The organism is Rahnella ecdela (genome assembly GCF_019049625.1).
In the GTDB taxonomy this organism is placed as follows: domain Bacteria; phylum Pseudomonadota; class Gammaproteobacteria; order Enterobacterales; family Enterobacteriaceae; genus Rahnella; species Rahnella ecdela.
On the sequence record NZ_JAFMOY010000113.1, the window covers coordinates 1 to 21,237 of the forward strand.

Below are 21,237 nucleotides of genomic sequence, written 5' to 3' on the forward strand. Positions count from 1 at the left end.
TGCAACAGCACGTTGCCGAAGTCGCGGCTTATCAACATAACGATCCTACCGGTATTCCGACGCATCAGAATGCCCAAGCCACCCATCTCGATGGCAACCACAACACCGCCGAAGCTAAGGCGGCACAACAGGCTGCTTTGCAGCAACACGTTGCCGAAGTTGCGGCCTATCAACATAACGATCCTACCGGTGTTCCAACGCATCAGATTGCCGAAGCCACCCACCTCGACGGTAATCACGAAAACGCAGAATCCTTAGCGGCGCAGCAGGCAGCTTTGCAACAGCACGTTGCCGAAGTCGCGGCTTATCAACATAACGATCCTACCGGTATTCCGACGCATCAGAATGCCCAAGCCACCCATCTCGATGGCAACCACAACACCGCCGAAGCTAAGGCGGCACAGCAGGCTGCTTTGCAGCAGCACGTTGCCGAAGTCGCGGCTTATCAACATAACGATCCTACCGGTGTACCCGTTCCAGTTACCACAATGATTAGGAATTCAGGGGGTTTACCGCAGAGGCCGGTTTCAGTTGAACAGACTACTGTTGTTTCTCAACAACCTGTCGTCCAACAAGTCGTTCGCTCCGCCTATTACGACCAACAGGTAGCCGCACTGAATGCCGAAGCTGAGCAGAACCATGCAGAAGTTCTGGCTGAATCCCACAGCCGTGCAGTTGCAGATGCTCAAACCCTGGGTCAGGCAAATGACTACACAAACAAGAAATTCAACGATCTGAAATCTGAGGTTGATGGCAATAAGAAAGAAGCCGCTGCCGGTTCTGCTTCTGCTATGGCTCAGGCCAATATTCCTCAGGTGCAGGAATCTCAGCAGTTCGCGGTCGGTGCCGGCGTCGGTGGCTACGATTCAGAGAATGCAATTTCCGTCGGTGCTTCATTCCATGCAAGCCGTTCTACTATCGTGAAAATGTCAGTTTCCGACGATTCACAAAGTAACTTCGGCTACGGTGCTGGCGTGAGCGTCGGCTGGTAACAAATTCAGGGGGGACTTGTCCCCCGTCTTTCCACTCCAGGTAAAACAAAATGAAAAAACTTTTAGTTATTGCCGCCCTGACCGTCCTTGCAGGCTGCTCCACTCAGGCGTCCAGAATGGCGGATTGTCAGTCACAAGGCATTTCAAAAGACACCTGTTACATGGCCGAACAAAACCGTCAGACAGCCATTCAGAGCGTTGCGCTCAAACAGGCGATGGAAAACTCGGCGAAGCAGTATGCTCAGGCAACCAAGAAAATTGTGCATGCCCGCATTAAGGGGATTGATGTCAAAATCTTTCCCGCTGATAAGCAAGGATACATTGAAGGGACTGCAGCATATCTTGATGAAGATAACGCGGATGCTCAGGTCTATCGCAAAGGTATTTTCACAGCGATTTATTACAAACGCACCCACAAGCTGGTTTTGATGCGTGACGGACAGATTTACGGAAGGACGCCAATATGAAGAAACACCACACTGATCAGTTCAAACATCTTGCGCCCGAGCAGCAGTTTACGTGTCTCAAAATGTTGCAACGCGTTGAAGAAACCACGCTGGATCATGGCATCACTGGCGTTGCGGTGTCGGTCATGATGAAAGATGGGCATATGGCCACACTCAGTAAATTCATCGCGCAACCCGATGAAGTTTCAGTGCTGGTCAGCTGGGAAAGCGATAAAAGCAAAGTTCTCAATAATAATTAAATACGGAAATTCAGGTTTTGATGGATGTTATCGATCTTACCCAACGCCGGAATTCATCTACCGGCGTTTTGTTTTTGCATAAGTTTAAAGATGAGGGATACGTCTACCGGCTGAATATTTTGCAGGTTGAAAAACTGACAATGCGCTTGATTAAACTCAGTCATTTGAGCTACTTCGCCAGCCTTACCGGTATTCACACGTCAAAAGTATTCACGGATAAAGTAGTGGCTGCTCATAGTCTTTGCGAATTTATCGAACACGCCACTGGCGCGAAATGCACAACTGATATTTTAAAAGACGCTCAGTAACAATCTTGCCTGTTATCTCCCCTTCTTCCGCCAAACCCGCACTTCTGTCCTACTATGTAGAGGTGCGAAACGCGCCTTCCTGCATTTTTGCCCTAATTTATTGATGAGCCTGTTCAAAAATTTGCGTTTGTAACTCACGCCCTATACGCGGACGATGAACTCTCTTGCTCATGACTACCGCAATGCACGCGCAGGAGTAAATATGGGATTTTTAAGCGAATTTTTCGCCCGTATCTCTGGCTCTAAACCAGAGCGTGATACGGAAAAAACATCACCTAATGAGGAGTTGAAGATGGCGAAAGTACTGGTTCTCTACCACTCTATGTACGGTCATATTGAAACGATGGCGCAAAGTGTTGCCGAAGGCGCACGCAGCGTTTCAGGTGTTGAAGTCACAATAAAACGCGTCCCTGAAACAATGCCTGAAGAAGCGTTTAAGGCTGCCGGTGGCAAGTCTGGTCAGACGGCAGAAGTCGCTTCTCCCGCAGAACTTGGCGATTACGATGCTATCATTTTCGGCACACCTACCCGCTTTGGTAACATGACCGGCCAGATGCGCACTTTCCTCGACCAGACCGGTGGCCTGTGGGCAAAAGGCGCACTGGCAGGCAAAGTCGCCAGCGTATTCAGTTCTACCGGCACTGGCGGCGGTCAGGAAATGACCATCACCTCCACCTGGACCACCCTCGCCCATCACGGCATGATCATCGTGCCGATCGGTTACACCACGCCTGAATTGTTCGACATTTCACAGGTTCGCGGCGGCACACCTTATGGCGCGACCACTATCGCCGGTGGCGATGGATCACGTCAGCCAAGCGCAGAAGAACTGCGCATTGCCGTGCATCAAGGCAAACACGTGGCCACAATCACCAGCAAACTGGTGGGTTAATTTTTTAAAAACTCCCAAAAAAAAGGGTTCGGCATAAATTGCCGAACCCTTTTAGTTCTTACGTTTTAACGCTTATTTACCACGCGACGCAATGATGTTTTCTGCGACATTGCGTGGTGCCTCGGCATAGTGGTTGAACTCCATGCTGTAGGTTGCACGACCTTGCGACATCGACCGCAAGACGGTGGAGTAACCGAACATTTCAGATAACGGCACTTCGGCTTTGATGATTTTGCCGCCGCCGCCCGCGATCTCTTCCATGCCCTGCACCGTCCCGCGACGCGACGACAAATCGCCCATCACGCCACCGGCGTACTCTTCCGGCGTTTCCACTTCGACTTTCATCATCGGTTCCAGAATCACCGGATCTGCACGTTTAGCTGCCTCTTTGAAACCAAAGATCGCCGCCATTTTGAACGCCATTTCCGAAGAATCGACCTCGTGGTATGAACCGAAGGTCAGCGTCACTTTGACATCCACTACCGGATAACCGGCCAGAATGCCGTTGTTCAGCGCTTCCGTAACCCCTTTTTCTACCGCCGGGATATAGTCGCGCGGCACCACGCCACCTTTTGTGGCATCCACAAACTCAAAACCTGTGCCTGCCGGCAACGGTTCGAGCGTGAAGACCACATGGCCGTACTGACCTTTACCACCGGACTGCCGCACAAATTTGCCTTCGACATCTTTCACCGTTTTACGTACCGTTTCGCGGTATGTGACCTGCGGTTTACCGATGTTAGCTTCCACACCAAACTCGCGTTTCATACGGTCGACAATGATTTCCAGATGCAATTCACCCATTCCGGAAATGATCGTCTGGCCGGATTCCTCATCAGTACGGATGCGGAACGACGGGTCTTCGGATGCCAGCCGTGACAGCGCGATACCCATTTTTTCCTGGTCAGCTTTAGTCTTCGGCTCGATGGCCTGCGAAATGACCGGATCCGGGAACTCCATACGCACCAGCGTAATGATGTCCGTCGGGTCACACAGCGTTTCACCGGTTGTCACGTCTTTCAGCCCGACACAGGCGGCAATATCCCCGGCACGGATTTCATCAATCTCGATACGGTCATTCGCGTGCATCTGCACGATGCGCCCGATACGTTCTTTCTTACCGCGCACCGGGTTGTACACGCTGTCGCCTTTTTTCAGCACGCCGGAATAAACGCGGACAAACGTCAGTTGCCCGACATACGGGTCGGTCATCAGCTTGAACGCCAGCGCCGAGAATTTCTCGTCGTCATCGGAATGACGGAACACTTCATTACCGTCTTCGTCAGAACCCGCCACCGGTGGAATATCCAGCGGAGACGGCATCAGTTCGATCACGGCATCGAGCATTCGCTGCACGCCTTTATTCTTGAACGCACTGCCGCACAGCATCGGCTGGATTTCACCGGCGATGGTGCGCAGACGCAGACCTTCGGTAATTTCATCTTCGGTCAGCGTGCCTTCTTCGAGATATTTATCCATCAGGGCATCGTTGGCTTCGGCAGCGGCTGAGACCATTTTCTCACGCCATTCTTGCGCCAGCGCCTGCAATTCTGCCGGGATCGCTTCATAGGTAAAGGTCATACCTTGCGTCGCGTCGTCCCACAAAATGGCGCGCATTTTGCGCAAATCCACCACGCCGGTGAAATGCTCTTCTTTGCCGATTGGAATGACAATCGGCACCGGATTGGCTTTCAGGCGATCGACCATCATCTGGCGAACGCGGAAAAAATCTGCCCCCTGACGGTCCATTTTGTTGACGAACGCCAGACGCGGCACTTTGTATTTATTGGCCTGACGCCATACGGTTTCAGACTGTGGCTGCACGCCGCCCACGGCGTCGTACACCATCACCGCACCGTCGAGAACGCGCATGGAACGTTCCACTTCAATGGTGAAATCCACGTGCCCAGGGGTATCGATAATATTGATACGGTGCTCATCGAAAGAGTGATCCATCCCGCGCCAGAAACAGGTCACGGCAGCGGAGGTAATGGTGATCCCGCGTTCCTGTTCCTGAGCCATCCAGTCTGTGGTCGCACCGCCGTCATGCACTTCTCCCAGCTTATGATTCATGCCGGTATAGAAAAGAATACGCTCGGTGGTGGTGGTTTTACCTGCGTCGATGTGTGCTGAGATACCGATATTGCGGTAGCGCTCGATTGGCGTTTTGCGAGCCATATAACGTCCTTACTGGTTGATGGCTAAGTTGGCGGAGAGTGGTTTTCACGTCCCGTCACAAAGTAATGAGTACTAAACTTCTTAGTGCGAAGAGTATACTACAATTGTACGTGTATATTCGTACAATTATTTTATTCTATCGATGAAATTGGTCAGAGCCCGTCGCGTTGTACAGCAGTGGAGCGATAGGCTATATTGCGCGGCCCCCGATGAGTGTCGTTAAAGTAAAGGAGCAATATGATAGCCAACCACCCTGAGCGCGAGCAGATCCGCCTCGAAAATGTTCTGACTGCACTGGGTAATCCGTTACGACTGGCCGTGGTGCGAACGCTGGCGAAAGGCGGCGAGCATCCTTGCGGAACGTTATTACAAGGTCTGTCGAAATCAACACTCACCCATCACTGGCGCGTACTGCGTGACAGCGGTGTTATCTGGCAGCGCCCGGACGGCCGTGCCAATTTGCTTTCACTGCGCCGCGAAGATCTGGACGCCCGCTTCCCAGGCCTGCTCGATTCGCTGCTCAGTGCAATAGAATCTGATGGCATTACGCTGGAATCCACCCAAAAACACATTTCTGAACAGCATCTTTAATTTGCGGCCAGCTGGGTTTTCACAAGACTGCAAAACGTATTGATTATAGCCGATGAATGGCTGTCTTCCCGCCGCGCGAGATACAGCGGCGCACTGAGTTGCGTGGCCGCATCCAGCGGCAGAAATACCACGCCATCGCCGCCGAGGCGGGTCATAGACTCCGGCACAATTGAAATTCCCAGCCCTGCGCCGACCAGACTCAGACACGATGTCAGCCGCGGCGCTTCCTGCACAATATGCGGACTAAAACCTGCGCGGACATACGCTGCCAGTATGGCGTCGTACAACCCCTGTCCGGCACGACGGCGGTACAATACAAACGGCTCATTGCTGAGATCTTCAAGCTTCAGCGGTTTTGCACACTTTTGCGCTGCCAGTTTGTGTCCGGCCGGTACTGCCACCCACATCGGTTCTTCCAGCACTTTTTCCATTTCTAATTCGGGCATATCTTTGACCCGCATACGCACAAACGCCACATCCAGTTCTCCCGCCACCACTGATGCCAGTAATTCACCGCTGCCGCTTTCCTCAAGCAGCGTGCTGACCGCCGGATAAATCTCCCGGTACCGGCGTAGCAGCGCGGGCACAAAAGTGTGCAGCGCGGCGGAACTGGTGAAACCAATACGCACGCGCCCCTGCTCTCCCTGTGCGGCACGCTGCATTGCGGAGCTGAGCTGTGCGGCCCGCGCCAGCACCGCACGCGCTTCCTGCAATAACACTTCGCCCGCTTCGGTCGGGATCACGCCACGCGGTAAGCGTTGCAATAAAGGTACGCCAAATTCCTGCTCCAGCCCCTGCAACAGGCGGGTGAGTGGCGGCTGCTGGATGAACAGCAGTTCTGCGGCACGGGTAATGCTGCCTGCTTCCACCACGGTCACGAACGCATTCAGACGCTTCAGCTCAATCATATCCATACCCTCAGGGTATATTTAGGCATTAATAAAGGCATTAGACATCATGGCACATCCCCGCGCATGATCCTTAACAGAATTTACGCCTCTGGCGTCTTTGAATTACATTTGAGGGAGAGTGTGAAAATGTCGGCACAAACGCAGGATAAATTAATGCTGGATACAGAAGATGGGACCGCGCCGCAACCCGATTGCGGACAACTGTTTATGGGCTTTTTCGTCCTTGGCCTGACCGGTTTCGGCGGTGTACTGCCGATGGCGCGACATATGCTGGTGGATAAACGCCGCTGGCTGACCGGCGATCAGTTCACCGAACTGCTGGGTCTGTGCCAGTTTTTACCGGGCGGCAATATCATTAATTTGTCCGTCGCGCTGGGGATGGAATTTCGCGGGCTGCGCGGTGCTCTTTCGGCCATTCTCGGTCTGATCCTGGCACCGACAATTTGCGTTGTCCTGCTCGGCCTGGTGTATGCGCGTTATCAGAATGAACCGCTGGTAGAACATTTGTTTGCGGGAATGGCGGCGGGGGCGGCCGGTTTACTGTTATCCACCGGCATAAAAATGCTGGCGCCTTTGCGGGGGAAATGGCTGCAACTGGCGCTGGTCGCCGCCGGCGTCATCGCTATTGCAGGATTTCGCATCCCGATGCTGCCGGTCATGCTGGTGCTGGCACCGGTCAGTATTTTCATCTGCGCCAGGAGTAAATTCTGATGGCCGTTTTACTCTCACTCGCCCTGCTGTTTACCGAGCTTTCGCTGCTGGCGTTTGGCGGCGGTAATACCATTTTGCCGGAGATGCAGCGTGCCGTGGTGCAGGTGCATCACTGGATGAGTGCTCAGGAATTCAGCGCCCTGTTCGCACTTGCGCAGGCCGCACCCGGCCCGAATATGATGATCGTGCCGCTGATTGGCTGGCAGGTCGCGGGATGGTCCGGCCTGCTGGTGTCTTCGCTGGCGAAGTTTGGTCCCTCTTCTATTGTCACCCTGATCGTAATGGGCGGATGGAAACGTTACAAAAATCGTCCGTGGCGCCAGGTCATTCAGCGCGGTCTGGTGCCGGTGACCGTCGGGCTGGTGGTATCGAGCGGATTGTTAATCGCCAAAGCCTCCGCCACTACGCTGACGCTGGCGGGCGTTATTGCCCTGTGTACCTTGCTGGCGCTCAATAAACGTATTCACCCGTTATGGGTGCTGGCGGTCGGCGCAGTGCTGGGAATGGTGCTTGGCTGATAACAATTGAGAACCTGATCGCAATATCAGTCAGGCAAATAGGTTATTCCTTAAGAATTAAGTTTCTATATTTATCAACCCTTTATAGACACAAAATAATTAAGGATGATGATGAAAATCAAACCTCTGAGCCTGACTGTTTCTGCCCTGCTGCTTTCAACCCCTGCCGCTTTTGCTGATACCGCTCAGCCTGAACTGAGTCAGCGGGAAGTTACATTGCTCACCGTTGACGGGTTGCAGTTCAAAGACCTCAATCATTCCGGCAAACTCGAACCTTATGAAGACTGGCGGCTGACGCCGGAAGAACGCGCGGCCGATCTGGTAAAACGCATGACACTGGAAGAAAAAGCCGGGGTGATGATGCACGGTTCCGCACCGACGGCCAACAGTCCGATCGGTGCCGGAACACATTATGATATCGCGGCAGCGGAAAAAATGATTTCCGGCGCTAAGGTCAACAGCCTGATCACCCGTCTTTCTGCCGAAGATCCGGCGCTGATGGCGGAAGAAAATAACAAATTGCAGCAGATTGCTGAAAAGACCCGGCTCGGGATTCCGGTCACAGTCAGCAGCGACCCGCGTAACTCGTTCGAATATCTGATTGGCGCGAGCACTTCTTCCGGCAAATTCACCCAGTGGCCGGAAACCTTAGGGCTGGCGGCGATTGGTAATGAAAAACTCACCCGTCGTTATGCCGATATTGTACGTCAGGAATATCTGGCCGTCGGTATTCGTGAAGCCCTTTCTCCGCAGGCCGATCTGGCGACCGAACCGCGCTGGGCGCGAATCAGCGGTACTTTCGGCGAAGACCCGACACGGGTACATAACATGGTGCGCGGCTACATCGAAGGGATGCAAAACGGCGGCGATGGCCTTAATTCCGGCAGCGTAATTTCGGTGGTAAAACACTGGGTCGGTTACGGCGCAGCGGAAAACGGCTACGACAGCCACAACGTCTACGGCAAAAACGCCGTCTTCCCCGGCAATAATCTCAAAGAACACATCTATCCTTTTACCGGCGCGTTTGAAGCCAACGTCGCCAGTGTCATGCCCACCTATTCCATTTTAAAAAACGCGTCGTTCGAAGGCAAACCGCTGGAACAGGTCGGTGCCGGATTCAGCCATCAGTTACTGACAGATATTCTGCGCGGCCAGTATGGTTTTAAAGGTGTGATCCTCAGCGACTGGCTGATCACCAGCAACTGCGAAGACGAATGTTTGAACGGTTCGCCGGCGGGCAAAGAACCGGTACCCGGCGGTATGTCCTGGGGCGTTGAAAACTTGACGCCGCAGCAGCGTTTCGTCAAAGCCGTGAAAGCAGGTGTAGATCAGTTTGGCGGCGTGACTGACTCACAATTGCTGGTGAATGCGGTGAACGAAAAACAACTCACATCGCAGCGGCTGGATGAATCCGCAGAGCGGATCCTCGAGCAGAAATTCCGTACCGGATTGTTTGAAAATCCGTTTATCGATCCGCAGAACGCGGTGAAAACCGTCGGGCGCGCAGACTGGCAGAAAGAAGCCGACGCCGCGCAACGTCATTCCCTTGTTTTGCTGCAAAACACCGGCGATCTGTTACCGCTGAAGAAAGGCAAAAAAGTGTGGTTGTATGGCATTGACCCGAAAGCCGCACAAGACGCAGGCTTTACCGTGGTTGATGCACCCGAAAAAGCCGATATCGCTCTCATTCGCGCCCATGCGCCGTACGAACAGCCGCATACAGCCTGGTTCTTCGGCAAGCGTCACCATGAAGGCTCGCTGGCTTTCACTGACGATAATGCCGATTATCAGGCCATTGTAAAAGCCAGCAAAGCGGTGCCGACGGTGGTGACCGTGTATCTCGACCGCCCTGCCATTCTCACCAACGTGAATGACAAAGCGAAAGCGGTCATCGGTAATTTCGGGGTCAGCGATGCGGTGCTGTTCAGCCGTCTGACCAGCAGCGAAACCTATACCGGTAAACTGCCGTTCGAACTGCCTTCTTCTATGGAAGCCGTGCTGAAACAGCAGTCGGATATGCCGCACGACAGCGAAGATCCGCTGTTTGAGATTGGCTTTGGTCTCGCCCGTTAACGTCTGTGTTTAACTGTTAACCCGCGCCAGCACAAAACCGTCCCAGCCTTTGCTGCCGACGGTTTGCAGCGCGGTGGCGGACAAACGCGGTTCCTGCTCAATCATCTCAATAAAGCGGCGAACGCCCTGCACACGGGCGTCGTCGCTTTGCGGATCAACCACCGCGCCGTCCCGCACCACGTTGTCACCGATAATTAATGTACCTGGCTTCGAAAGCTTCAGCGCCCATTCCAGATAAAGCGGATTACTGGGTTTATCTGCATCAATAAAAATCAAATCAAACGGCGCTTCAGCCGTAAGCGTCGGTAAGGTTTCTGACGCCGGACCGGTGTGCAACGTAATTTTGTCCTGCAAACCGACGAGATCAATATTGGTCTGTGCAATCCGGGCATGATGCGCATCGGCCTCCAGCGTCACAACTTTGCCCAGTGCGGGCAGTGCGCGCGCCAGCCAGATTGTGCTGTAAGCGCCGAGCGTGCCGATTTCCAGCACCTTCTGGGCGCCGGTAATTTGCGCGAATAATGCCAGAAGTTTTCCCTGATTAGGTGCCACATCATGCGCGGGCAATCCGGCCTGATGATTATTGTCCAGCACCTGCTGTAATACGGGATCGTCTTCCACCAGATGGCCGACCAGATAGTTATCCACTTCGGTCCATTTTTGACTGTATTCCTGCGAACTTTCCGGTTTCATGTTGTCTCCTGCGGTGAACTTTTTCGATTTTAAAAAACTCACTTTTAAAGCTAATCCGTTACGGCGGTTTTGCCCGCCTTTTCAATGAAATTCTTCAAATTTCACGCTTCTTTAGTCAGACACGATAACCATTCCTTAAGTGAGGTTGTTTGCAAAACAACCAAAAAAACCCTTTCTTTCATAAGGATGAATATGCGCCACTTCACAGTTTTTGGAGAAAGTTCCCTTTAATTTGCAAAATAATAATGATAACAATTATCATTAAGTTTAACATTCGTCTCGTTTTCGTCAGGCCAGTACGCATGTCTGTGTCTCGGCTTTCGTGCGGAACGCTGTTGGCTTTTTGGGTTTATTACACACGCATCAATTAATCACCTGATGATTTATCAGGTTATTTATAGGGACTATGAATATGTTGTTGGCTTTCCCCCTCAAACGCTCGGTGCTTATGTGCGCCATGGCGCTGGCCGTTCCGGCTGCATCAATGGCTGCCGAAGATACGGTCGTAGTCAAAGCCGCACCTGCTGATACCGCAGATGCCCCGACGCAGGGTTACAGTGCAAAAACCAGTAAAAGCGCGACCAAAACAGATCAGCCGCTGATCACGACCGGTCAGGCCGTTTCTGTTGTGACCCGTCAACAAATGACGGACCAGAACGCCACCACGGTTAACGCTGCACTGAACTACACGCCGGGCGTATTCACCAACTTTGCCGGCGGCGCAACGCGTTATGACACGATTTCCCTGCGCGGTTTCCACGGCGGTGACGTCAACAACACCTTCCTCGATGGCCTGCGTATTCTCAGCGATGGCGCGACTTACAACTCCATTCAGGTTGATCCATGGTTCCTTGAGCGTATTGATGTGGTGAAAGGCCCGTCTTCTGCGCTTTACGGCCAGAGTATTCCGGGCGGTGTGGTGGTTGAATCCACCAAGCGTCCGCAGTTCGCTGAAGAAGGTCACTTCCAGCTTTCCGGCGGTACGCAAAATACCAAAGGCGGCGCGTTCGATTACACCAATGCGATCAACGATCAGCTTGCATTCCGTCTGACCGGTATGACCCGCAGCAGCGATACGCAGTACGATCACCAGCGCGAAGAGCGTTACGCGATTTCTCCACAGTTGCTGTGGACGCCGGATGAAAACACCTCGCTGTTACTGCGCGCTTATCTGCAAAAGGATCCGTCCGGTGGTTACCACGCCGCAGTCCCAGCTGACGGCAGCCTGTACGGCCAGAAACTGAGCCGTGGTTTCTTCGATGGCGAAAGCACCCGCAACCAGTTCAAACGCTGGGAACAAATCTACAGCTACGAATTCCAGCACGCGTTTAACGACGTGTGGTCATTCCGCCAGAACGCCAATTACACCCATTCTAATACCGAACTGGATCAGGTGTATCAGGCAGGCTGGAACGCCGACCGTACTCTGATGAATCGCTACTATTCTGGCGAGAAATCTTCTCTGGATACGTTCGCTATCGACAACCAGCTGGAAGCCGATTTCGCGACCGGCGAAGTGGCGCATAAAGTGGTACTCGGTTTCGACTATTCCCACTTTATCAACGACGTAAAATCTGATGGTGCAACCGCTGAGATGCTGAACCCGTATACCGGTGTTGGCGGCGATGCACTGAATTACTACAGTCATTCACGCGGCAAAAACCGTTACGAGCAGATGGGCACTTATCTGCAGGACGAAATGAGCTGGAACAAATGGTATCTGACCCTGTCCGGCCGTTACGACACGCTGAAAACGTCCAGCCGCAGCTATGAAAGCATTTACGGCACGCAAAGCAACAGCGAACGTAAAGACGAACACTTCAGCAGCCGCGCTTCCCTGCTTTATGCATTCGACAACGGCATTTCTCCGTACGTCAGCTACAGCCAGGCGATGACGCCATCTGCCCTGCCGGGTCAGGACGGCACATTGCTGAAACCGATGCAGAGTGAACAATACGAAGCGGGGATCAAATTCCAGCCGGTCGGCACATCCGATATGTACACCGCAGCGCTGTATGATCTGACGCAAAAAGACGTGGGCAACCGTGTCGTCGTGGGCAGCTACTACGAGCCGGCAGGTAAAATCCGTTCACAGGGTCTGGAGCTGGAAGCCAAGAAACAGGTTACTGAACGCTTCAACGTGATGGCCGGTTATACCTACAACAAAGTACGTATCCGTGATGCGGCGCAGAACAACGGCAACACGCCGTATGTGACGCCTAAGCAAATGGCTTCCATCTGGGGTCAGTACAATACGCCGGTGGGTGTGGATCTGGGACTGGGCGTTCGTTATATCGGCACGCAATGGGCTGATAACGAAAACACCCAGCACATGCCTTCCGCGACGCTGGTTGATGCTTCACTGCGTATGAATCTGGTGCAGTTTAATCCGCAGCTGAAAGGCGCGTATGTGCAGCTGAACGCCAACAACTTGCTCGACAAAAACTATGTCGCAGCCTGTTACGGCACCAGCTACTGCTACTGGGGTCAGGAACGTACCGTGGTTGCTACAGTAGGTTATGATTTCTGATTTACTCCTTCCCCTCTCACGAGGGGAAGGCTGGGATAGGGTGTGGGTTTACTACGAACTTAACCCTCGTGTTATCTTTAATATCCCACCCCAACCCTCCCCTTCGCAGGGGAGGGAACCGTCCGAATACATCTATTCGTCTGACAAATCTAACCGTGTCTTCAGCGCCTTCCGCGCACTTTCCAGCAAGGCATCGGATATCTGCCGATCCGGTTCACATCGCGCCAGCGATAAACTGCCCATCAGCTCTGCACTCACCGATATCGCCGTAGTTTGCGGATCATCAACACCTATCTCCGTCAGCTGGCGAATAATCATTCCCCGGATACGTTCGATTCCCCTGGCGAATTCCACCTGGCAAGGGGCCGGCATGCGTGGTGTTTCTGAAGCCAGCGCCGAAACCGGACAGCCTTGCGCGCGATTGTCGCGATGCCAAGGAGAAAGGTAAAAATCAATATAGCCCGCCAGCTGTTCCGGTGCGGCCAGTCCCTGATTTTTTTTCTCCCAGCGCAGCATCACCTGATTAAACATCTGTTCTATTGCTGCTTCGATTAGCGCCTCTTTCGACGCAAAGTGCGCATAAAACCCGCCGTGCGTCAGCCCGGCCTTGCTCATCACACCCGCCACACTGACCTGCAACGGCCCTTTGGCGCGGATAGCTTTCGCCGCTTCTTTCACGATCCGCTCGCGGATTTTAGGTTTATGTTCACTTTCGTAGCGCATAGTAAGGCCCTGATAATCAGAAAATTGCCGTCATAGTTTACCTGACCGCATCGGTTAACGAAACGCGGGCATCCACCGATAATCCCGGACGCAGCGCCGCCAAATCCGGCTGACCGGCATCGAGGCGAATGCGCACCGGCACCCGCTGAACAATCTTGGTAAAGTTACCCGTCCCCGGCTCAAACGGCAGCAACGCAAATGTCGAACCGGAACCCGGCGCGAGACTGTCGACTTCACCGTGAAACGTCACGCCTGGCAGCGCATCCACATGCACATCCGCCCGTTGTCCCGGCTGCATCCTGCCGGTCTGCGTTTCCTTGAAGTTGGCCGTCACATAAATCCCCTGCTCCGGTACCAGCGTCATCAGCCGCTGACCGGGCGTGACATAATCACCCACCTGCACCTGACGGTTACCCGCTACGCCATCAACCGCAGCAAAAATAGTGGTGTGATTGAGATCCTGCTGTGCCAGATCTTCTGCCGCCTGTGCTTTCATCACCGCCGCATTTGCCAGGGCCAGTGCCGCTTCAATTTCAGCCCTTTTGGCATGCGTGACCGCTGCCTGATTTTGCGCCACATCCAACATCGCTGCGGCGTGCGCCGAGGTCTGTTCCGCGGTCACGGCTGTCGTTTTATACCGATCTGCATCATTGCGAGACGTCGCACCACTGACCGCCAGAGACTGATAACGCTGTTGTTCTGCTTCGGCGTGTTGCTGTTCGGCACGTGAGGAACGGATCGCCGTGCGCGCCGCTTCAATTTGCGTCAGAGCCAGCTGTTCCTGTGCCTGCTGACTAAGTAACGCCGCCTGCTGCTGCGCCACCTGAGCGCGGGCATCTTCGAGATCCCCGCGTGCCGCGTTCAGACGTGCAGTAAATTCTTCACTGTCGATCAGCACCAGTTTATCCCCCGCATGAACCCGCTGGTTATGGCTCACCAGCACTTTGGCCACAAACCCCTTCACTTTTGGTGCAACGGTGGTTGCATCCGCCGTCAGATAGGCATCATCGGTGGATTCTGCCGCAGGCGCTGCCAGCAACCAGGCGGCACCGCCCAGGGCAACAGCCAGTGCAATGCCGCTGACTACAAAGATCCGCTTCGACCGTTTACGGGATTTTTCTTCCGGGACCGGGATCCCTTCGCCTGCTGTGGCTTCACTCATTTTCATTCTCACTCATTGCATGATGGCCATCATATTAATATGACACTCATCATACAAACAAGCCCCGGGATATCACAAAAATGTCTGCCACCCTGACTCCAGCCGCGACGCTCTCGCCTGCGGATTACCCGACATCACGCAAGTTTCTGATTTTCAGCATTATGGCGTTTGGCATGTTCCTGGCGCTGATCGACATTCAGATCGTCGCCGCTTCTTTAAATGATGTACAGGCCGGACTTTCCGCCGGTCCAGATGAAATCAGCTGGGTACAAACGTCGTACCTGATCGCCGAACTGGTGATGATCCCTTTCTCGGCATTTCTCACGCAGGCCCTTTCCACCCGCTGGCTGTTCAGTGCCTCCGCCGCGCTGTTTACGCTCAGCAGTATCGGCTGCGGATTGTCGTGGAATATTGAATCGATGATCTTCTTTCGCGCCTTACAGGGATTCACCGGCGGCGCGATGGTGCCGACCGTATTTGCCACCGGCTTTGCCATGTTTCAGGGTAAACAGCAGGCGTTGATCCCGGCGATCCTCGGCATGGTCAGCGTACTGGCGCCGACGCTCGGTCCGACGGTCGGCGGCGTAGTCACGCAACTGCTCGACTGGCGCTGGATTTTCTTCATCAATATTCTTCCGGGTATTCTGGTGGCGACCGGCGCGGTACTGTTTATCCATGTTGATAAAGCCGACTTTTCGATGCTCAAACGCATCGACTGGGTGCATTTACTGTCTATGGCGATAGCACTGGGTTGTCTGGAATATGTGCTGGAAGAAGGTCCGCGCAAAAACTGGTTCAGCGATCCGCAAATTCAGATTTCCGCCTGGTTCTCGCTGGTGGCGTTTGTCCTGTTTCTCGAGCGTTCCTTTTATTCCAAAAACCCGATCGTGCGCCTGACCCCTTTCCGCGACCCGACGTTCACCTTCGCCTGCCTGTTCAATCTGGTGGTCGGCTTCGGACTTTACGCCTCGACCTATCTGACGCCCGTTTTCCTGGGGCGCATCCGCGATTTCAACAGTCTGGAAATCGGTACGACGGTGTTTGTGGTCGGCGTCGGCCAGTTTTTCAGCACTATTATTGCTGCCAGACTCATCGGGCGCGTTGACCGCCGGTTGCTGATCGCCGTGGGATTATCCGGTTTTGCTCTCAGTCTGTGGCTAACCACCACCGTCACCCCGTTCTGGGGATCAGATCAGTTTTTCTGGCCGCAGGTCGTGCGCGGCTTATTTATAATGTTATGTATCGTACCGAGCGTGAACATGGCGCTGACCGCGTTTCAGGGGCCGGAACTGCGTTACGCGTCGGGACTGTTTAATCTGATGCGAAATCTTGGCGGTGCTATTGGTATTGCTACCGTCAATACCTGGTTGCAGGACTGGACAAGGGTGCATGCGGCCCGTTTCGGCGAAAATCTCGGACAATACGGCTATACCGCGCAGGAAGTGATTGGCTCCCTGGCGCAGAAGATTGGCCACCTGACACCGGATACGGCGCAGGCATTACTGATGGCGAAAGGTTTGTTTGGTGCGAAGGTTGCCGCGCAGTCTCTGACCCTGGCGTTTAATGACATTTTTCAGGTGATGGCCTGGATGTTTCTGGCGGCGTTGATCATGGTGCCGTTTTGCCGTAAATGAGCAAATAAATGTAAAGAAATGTGGTGTATGCATCAAAAAATGCGGTTGCTTAAGGGAACTTTTCCAACAAGATGAGAAAGCTTTGGCCTGTTTGAAATAAATCCTTATAATTAGCGGCCCTGTAAGGCGATTCGTTACATATCCTGAGTCCCTTTCAAGTGCTATGTGCAAGTACACTATCTCTCCGGCCGGTTTCGAGCGCGTCGGGGGGAATCAACATTCTGACAACAACTGCCAGTGTGGCATTAACGACCAACGAAAATATGAAAATGAGCATTCGCGCAATCCTTACCCTGGTTTTGGCAGTTGCTGCATATAGCCAGGCGTCTTTTGCTGTGGTCTACCCTCTGCCGGCCAATAATGGTCGTCTGGTCGGTGAAAACATCACAGTCACTGTTCCTCAGGGCAGCAGCCTGCCACTGGAACATTTCGCAGCACAATACCAGATGGGTTTGAGCAACATGCTCGAAGCCAACCCTGGCGTTGACCCGTTCCTGCCAACTCCAGGCACCGTGCTGACCATCCCTCAGCAGCTGATCCTGCCGGATACCCCGCATGATGGCATCGTGATCAACAGCGCTGAAATGCGTCTGTATTACTACCCGAAAGGCACTAACACCGTAGTGGTTCTGCCAATCGGTATCGGTGAACTGGGCAAAGACACCCCGATGAACTGGGTTACTACCGTTCAGCGTAAAAAAGCCGGCCCGACCTGGACTCCGACTGCGAAGATGCATGAAGAATATGCTTCCCGCGGCGAATTCCTGCCAGCAGTCTTCCCTGCTGGCCCGGATAACCCAATGGGTCTGTACGCGCTGTACGTTGGCCGTCTGTATGCCGTTCACGGCACCAACGCCAACTTCGGTATCGGTCTGCGCGTGAGCCACGGTTGTGTGCGTCTGCGTGATGCCGACATCAAATGGCTGTTTGACAACGTGCCGCAAGGCACCCGCGTTCAGTTCATCAATGAACCTGTGAAAGCGACCGTTGAGCCAGACGGTAAGCGTTACATTGAGATCCACAACCCGTTGTCTTCTAACCAGGAAGAGTTTGATTCCCAGCAGCCGCTGCCAATCACTCTGACCGGCAGTGCGAACACTGTGGCGATGGATCCTGCTGTTAACCAGACTGTGGTTCAGCGCGCAATCGAGATGCGTTCCGGTATGCCGGTTCAGGTCAACTGATTACGCCGTTGACGTTGTTGTGAAAAAGCCCCGATCTTCGGGGCTTTTTTTTTGCAAAGTGCCGATGCCAAGGGCGGCTTCTCAGTTGCACTGAAAGCTGGCCGAGAACGTTTGGGTTTCTTAACAAGGGTTATCACGCGCCCTCTCGCGCCGAAACCGACCAAAGGGGAAAGGCTTGTCCCCTCTGAACGCCCCGCGCCTGTCATTAAACCGTCACAACTCTCCCCTAACCTTCTGGTAACAAAAAATATCCATATGTGTATTTTTATTTCCGATGGTTCTTAAAAGGAGTTTTGACAATGCAACAATCTGTTTCTCTGATCGCCCGCGCCGTGACTGCCGCCCTGCTGCTTTCCACTTCTGCCACTGCCCTCGCCGCTGAAACTGACACGCTGACTGTCCGCGCGGCGAAGGGCGTGCTGACTGAACCGGGTGGCGCACGTCGTCTGAGCGGTGATCAGACCGCAGCATTGAAAGCCTCGCTGTCCGACAAAACGGTGAAAAACGTGATTCTGCTGATTGGTGACGGCATGGGTGATTCTGAAATCACCTCCGCGCGTAACTATGCAGAAGGTGCGGGCGGCTATTTCAAAGGTATTGATGCCCTGCCGCTGACCGGTCAGTACACCCATTATTCTCTGGATAAGAAAACCCAGAAACCAAGTTATGTGACTGATTCTGCTGCTTCTGCGACCGCCTGGACCACAGGGGTCAAAAGCTATAACGGTGCGATTGGCGTGGATGTAAACGGTAAAGATCACCAGACCATTCTCGAAATCGCCAAAGCTGCGGGTAAAGCCACCGGCAACGTCTCCACCGCAGAATTGCAGGACGCCACGCCAGCCGCACAAATCGCCCACGTCACCTCACGTAAATGTTACGGACCGGAAGAAACCGCCGGGAAATGTGCCAGCAACGCGCTGGAAAACGGCGGACGCGGTTCTATCACCGAACAGTTATTACACGCTCGTGCGGATGTCACACTCGGCGGCGGCAGAAAATCCTTTAGTCAGCTGGCCACAGCGGGTGAATTTAAGGATAAATCGCTGAAAGAACAGGCGCTGGCGCAGGGTTATGTGTGGGTGGAAAACGCGGAACAACTCAGCGCCATTACGCAGGCTGATCAGAAAAAACCGCTGCTGGGCTTGTTCTCCGAAGGTAATATGCCGGTTCGCTGGCAGGGCCCGAAAGCCACTTATCACGGCAATATTGATAAACCTGCCGTGATCTGCCAAGCCAATCCGCAACGCACCGCAGAAATCCCGACGCTGGCAGCAATGACCGAAAAAGCCATTGACCTGCTTAAAACCAATCAAAACGGTTTCTTCCTGCAAGTTGAAGGCGCGTCGATTGATAAGCAAGATCACGCCGCCAATCCATGCGGGCAGTTTGGTGAAACGGTTGATCTGGATGAAGCTGTGCAGAAAGCGCTGGAATTTGCCCGTCAGGACGGCAACACACTGGTTATCGTCACTGCCGACCACGCACATTCCAGTCAGATTATCGAAGCCGACGCCAAAGCACCGGGTCTGACGCAGACGCTGACCACCAAAGACGGCGCCCCGATGACCATCAGCTACGGCAACTCAGAAGATGATTCGCAGGGACATACCGGGACTCAACTGCGTATCGCCGCGTTCGGGCCACATGCAGCGAATGTTGTCGGGCTTACCGACCAGACGGATTTGTTCTATACCATGCGGGATGCCATGGCGATCAAGTAATGCAGCAGAGCCGCTGCATTTGGGCGGCTTTTCAAAAGCTTAAAATTCTAAAACCTTGGGTTGCCACCCAAACTGGCCGTAGGGTCAAGGTCGTGGGCTCGCCGCCCACACTGGCCCAAAGGGTTTTAAACGAAACCCTTTGGAATCCTGCGTTTTTTTACCTGCACGCTTCGCTCGCTGGCTATGTTTCAGTTGCCGCAGTGACAGGCTGAAATCTTGCCGCTGCGCGGTTCCTTCTCTTGGTCCTTGAGCCATGGGTCTCCAGGCCGCTCCGTTCAGCAAGATTTCTGAATCGCCCGGACGATCTTAAAATCAAAAACGGAATGGATTTATCTTTTAGATAAGTATATTGGCGTGCTCAAAAATGGCACCGAATGAACGGTTCGAGACCATAGGCTCGAAGCCTGAAATTCGGGGATCGCGCAGCGATGACATTTTGCGCCACTCACAATTGCTTCGGAACATGTCCGTCGTTCCAGCGACAGCGCGCAGTGAAAGAGCCCGGGGGGTCTTGGGGGGTGGCGGCGATAGGCCGCCCCCCCAAGTCGGTGTGGGCCGACGCCCACGACCTTAAGGCCAATTTGGGTGGCAACCCAATGCCTAAACCTTAGTGCAATAAATTATCTAACCTGTCGTCATCAATCCCGTCCGGCTCCAGATGCGCCGTTACATCCGCGGACTTAAACAGTTTGCTCACCGCCATTTCAGCTGCATCACCGATATCGTGCCCGATATCAACCGTCAGATTGCCGTCTACTTCAAGGTGGAACTCAACAAATACGCGGTCGCCGCCGTTGCGGGTACGGATGTCATGCACACCGCGCACGCCTTCGACGCCTAATACCGCCGCTTTGATGCGTTTACGATCGTCGGCGCTCAGTTCTCTGTCCAGCAATTGAGTCAGTGCGTCTGCCGCCATACCGCGGGCGTTCCAGAGCATATAGAAGGAAATCAGCAGCGCGCCGATGGAGTCAGAACGCGTCCAGCCAAAATAACGCTCGAAAATCAGCGCCAGCAGCACGGCGATATTCACCGCGACATCCGTGACGTAGTGCGCGCGGTCAGCGGCGATGGCCGTCGAACCGGTGCGTTTCACCACGTACGTTTGCATCAGCACTAAACCGGTGGCGGCGATTGAACTGCCGATGATGACCCAAATCCCGAGGCCGAGTTGCGCCAGCGGTGCGGGGTTAATGATGCGTCCGATAGATTCACCGCCCAGCACCAGCCCGGCTCCGCCCAGCAGCAGCGCCTGAACAAACGCCGCCACGGCTTCGGCTTTACCATGTCCATAACGATGACCTTTATCCGCTGGGCGGATGGCGTAACGCACGCCGATTAACGTCACCATTGAAGCCAGCACATCGACCAGACCGTCGGCGGCGGAAGTCAGCAACGCAATCGAGCCGGTGGCTGCCCAGGCCCAGACTTTGACGCACACCAGAACCAGCGCCACACACAGGGAGACCAGCGAGGCAATACGCGTCAGGCCTTTATAGGAAGGCGCCGGACGGCTCATGATTGACTCCTGTGGAGCAGATTTTTTTGGGAAGTGATCACAAGAATTTCCTGAAGCTAAGAATCAAATTTATTTGATAAATACAAATACCAGCTCCGCAGTATAACCCATTTCGTACTTTTAAGACCTTCCCTATGGTTTGGATCTTCGTGCCCTCACTAAGGTTTATTGACCTATATTTACTTGCA

The 21,237-nt window shown here is 53.7% G+C and carries 19 protein-coding genes; 13 read left to right on the forward strand and 6 right to left on the reverse strand.

Annotation, left to right across the window (positions count from 1 at the left end; genetic code table 11):
* From J1784_RS26460 to wrbA, 5 genes are all read left to right on the forward strand, one after another.
* A partial coding sequence (locus J1784_RS26460; protein ID WP_238485404.1) for a YadA C-terminal domain-containing protein occupies positions 1–992 on the forward strand: 992 nt, incomplete at its 5' end.
* A gap of 50 nt (positions 993–1,042) precedes the next feature.
* Positions 1,043–1,459, forward strand: a complete 417-nt coding sequence (locus tag J1784_RS05310) for a hypothetical protein (protein WP_217148336.1) — start codon at positions 1,043–1,045, stop codon at positions 1,457–1,459.
* A complete protein-coding gene (locus J1784_RS05315) occupies positions 1,456–1,698 on the forward strand; it encodes a hypothetical protein (protein ID WP_217148337.1) in 243 nt (80 codons plus the stop codon). Before J1784_RS05310 ends, J1784_RS05315 begins: the two co-directional genes overlap by 4 nt.
* A 20-nt stretch (positions 1,699–1,718) precedes the next feature.
* Complete coding sequence (locus J1784_RS05320; RefSeq protein ID WP_217148338.1) at positions 1,719–2,006, forward strand: hypothetical protein; 288 nt, start codon at positions 1,719–1,721, stop codon at positions 2,004–2,006.
* 292 nt (positions 2,007–2,298) lie between these two features.
* Positions 2,299–2,898 (forward strand): NAD(P)H:quinone oxidoreductase, encoded by a 600-nt coding sequence (wrbA, locus tag J1784_RS05325; protein ID WP_217148339.1) that lies wholly within the window; start codon positions 2,299–2,301, stop codon positions 2,896–2,898.
* Positions 2,899–2,970: 72 nt separating this feature from the next.
* Here the strand turns inward: wrbA and fusA are convergent, their stop codons facing one another.
* Positions 2,971–5,076 (reverse strand): elongation factor G, encoded by a 2,106-nt coding sequence (gene fusA / locus J1784_RS05330; RefSeq protein WP_217148340.1) that lies wholly within the window; start codon positions 5,074–5,076, stop codon positions 2,971–2,973.
* A 237-nt stretch (positions 5,077–5,313) separates the two neighbouring features.
* Here fusA and J1784_RS05335 point away from each other — a divergent pair, with 237 nt between their 5' ends.
* Positions 5,314–5,667 (forward strand): ArsR/SmtB family transcription factor, encoded by a 354-nt coding sequence (locus J1784_RS05335; RefSeq protein ID WP_013575288.1) that lies wholly within the window; start codon positions 5,314–5,316, stop codon positions 5,665–5,667.
* Here the strand turns inward: J1784_RS05335 and J1784_RS05340 are convergent.
* Entirely contained in the window at positions 5,664–6,581 is a 918-nt protein-coding gene (locus tag J1784_RS05340) for a LysR family transcriptional regulator (RefSeq protein ID WP_217148341.1), read from the reverse strand. The two genes, J1784_RS05335 and J1784_RS05340, sit on opposite strands and share 4 nt — an antisense overlap.
* Before the next feature lie 150 nt (positions 6,582–6,731).
* Between J1784_RS05340 and J1784_RS05345 the strand changes: the two genes are divergently transcribed.
* The 3 genes from J1784_RS05345 (at position 6,732) to J1784_RS05355 (ending at position 9,880) form a co-directional block, all read left to right on the forward strand.
* On the forward strand, positions 6,732–7,289 hold the full coding sequence (locus J1784_RS05345; RefSeq protein WP_217148399.1) for a chromate transporter: 558 nt from the start codon (positions 6,732–6,734) through the stop codon (positions 7,287–7,289).
* A complete protein-coding gene (locus tag J1784_RS05350; RefSeq protein WP_420803955.1) occupies positions 7,289–7,807 on the forward strand; it encodes a chromate transporter in 519 nt (172 codons plus the stop codon). The genes J1784_RS05345 and J1784_RS05350 overlap by 1 nt, the downstream gene beginning before the upstream one ends.
* 111 nt (positions 7,808–7,918) lie before the next feature.
* Positions 7,919–9,880, forward strand: a complete 1,962-nt coding sequence (locus J1784_RS05355) for a glycoside hydrolase family 3 protein (protein ID WP_217148342.1) — start codon at positions 7,919–7,921, stop codon at positions 9,878–9,880.
* A gap of 9 nt (positions 9,881–9,889) precedes the next feature.
* Here the strand turns inward: J1784_RS05355 and J1784_RS05360 are convergent, their stop codons facing one another.
* Positions 9,890–10,573, reverse strand: a complete 684-nt coding sequence (locus tag J1784_RS05360) for an O-methyltransferase (RefSeq protein ID WP_217148343.1) — start codon at positions 10,571–10,573, stop codon at positions 9,890–9,892.
* Positions 10,574–10,985: 412 nt separating this feature from the next.
* On the opposite strand from J1784_RS05360, the gene J1784_RS05365 reads away from it, so the two are divergent.
* A complete protein-coding gene (locus tag J1784_RS05365) occupies positions 10,986–13,103 on the forward strand; it encodes a TonB-dependent siderophore receptor (RefSeq protein ID WP_217148344.1) in 2,118 nt (705 codons plus the stop codon).
* A 132-nt stretch (positions 13,104–13,235) separates the two neighbouring features.
* Here J1784_RS05365 and J1784_RS05370 read toward each other — a convergent pair whose 3' ends face one another.
* Both J1784_RS05370 and J1784_RS05375 read right to left on the reverse strand, forming a co-directional pair.
* The gene (locus J1784_RS05370; protein WP_217148345.1) at positions 13,236–13,826 is read right to left on the reverse strand and encodes a TetR/AcrR family transcriptional regulator; all 591 of its coding nucleotides are present in this window, start codon (positions 13,824–13,826) and stop codon (positions 13,236–13,238) included.
* A 37-nt stretch (positions 13,827–13,863) separates the two neighbouring features.
* Complete coding sequence (locus J1784_RS05375; protein ID WP_238485405.1) at positions 13,864–14,994, reverse strand: HlyD family secretion protein; 1,131 nt, start codon at positions 14,992–14,994, stop codon at positions 13,864–13,866.
* 74 nt (positions 14,995–15,068) lie between these two features.
* Between J1784_RS05375 and J1784_RS05380 the strand changes: the two genes are divergently transcribed.
* The 3 genes from J1784_RS05380 (at position 15,069) to phoA (ending at position 19,530) form a co-directional block, all read left to right on the forward strand.
* Complete coding sequence (locus J1784_RS05380; protein ID WP_217148346.1) at positions 15,069–16,622, forward strand: DHA2 family efflux MFS transporter permease subunit; 1,554 nt, start codon at positions 15,069–15,071, stop codon at positions 16,620–16,622.
* A 263-nt stretch (positions 16,623–16,885) separates the two neighbouring features.
* On the forward strand, positions 16,886–17,806 hold the full coding sequence (locus J1784_RS05385) for a L,D-transpeptidase family protein (protein WP_217148347.1): 921 nt from the start codon (positions 16,886–16,888) through the stop codon (positions 17,804–17,806).
* A 299-nt stretch (positions 17,807–18,105) separates the two neighbouring features.
* A complete protein-coding gene (gene phoA / locus J1784_RS05390; RefSeq protein WP_217148348.1) occupies positions 18,106–19,530 on the forward strand; it encodes an alkaline phosphatase in 1,425 nt (474 codons plus the stop codon).
* 607 nt (positions 19,531–20,137) lie between these two features.
* Here phoA and J1784_RS05395 read toward each other — a convergent pair.
* Positions 20,138–21,049, reverse strand: a complete 912-nt coding sequence (locus J1784_RS05395; RefSeq protein ID WP_217148349.1) for a cation diffusion facilitator family transporter — start codon at positions 21,047–21,049, stop codon at positions 20,138–20,140.
* Positions 21,050–21,237 lie beyond the last annotated feature (188 nt).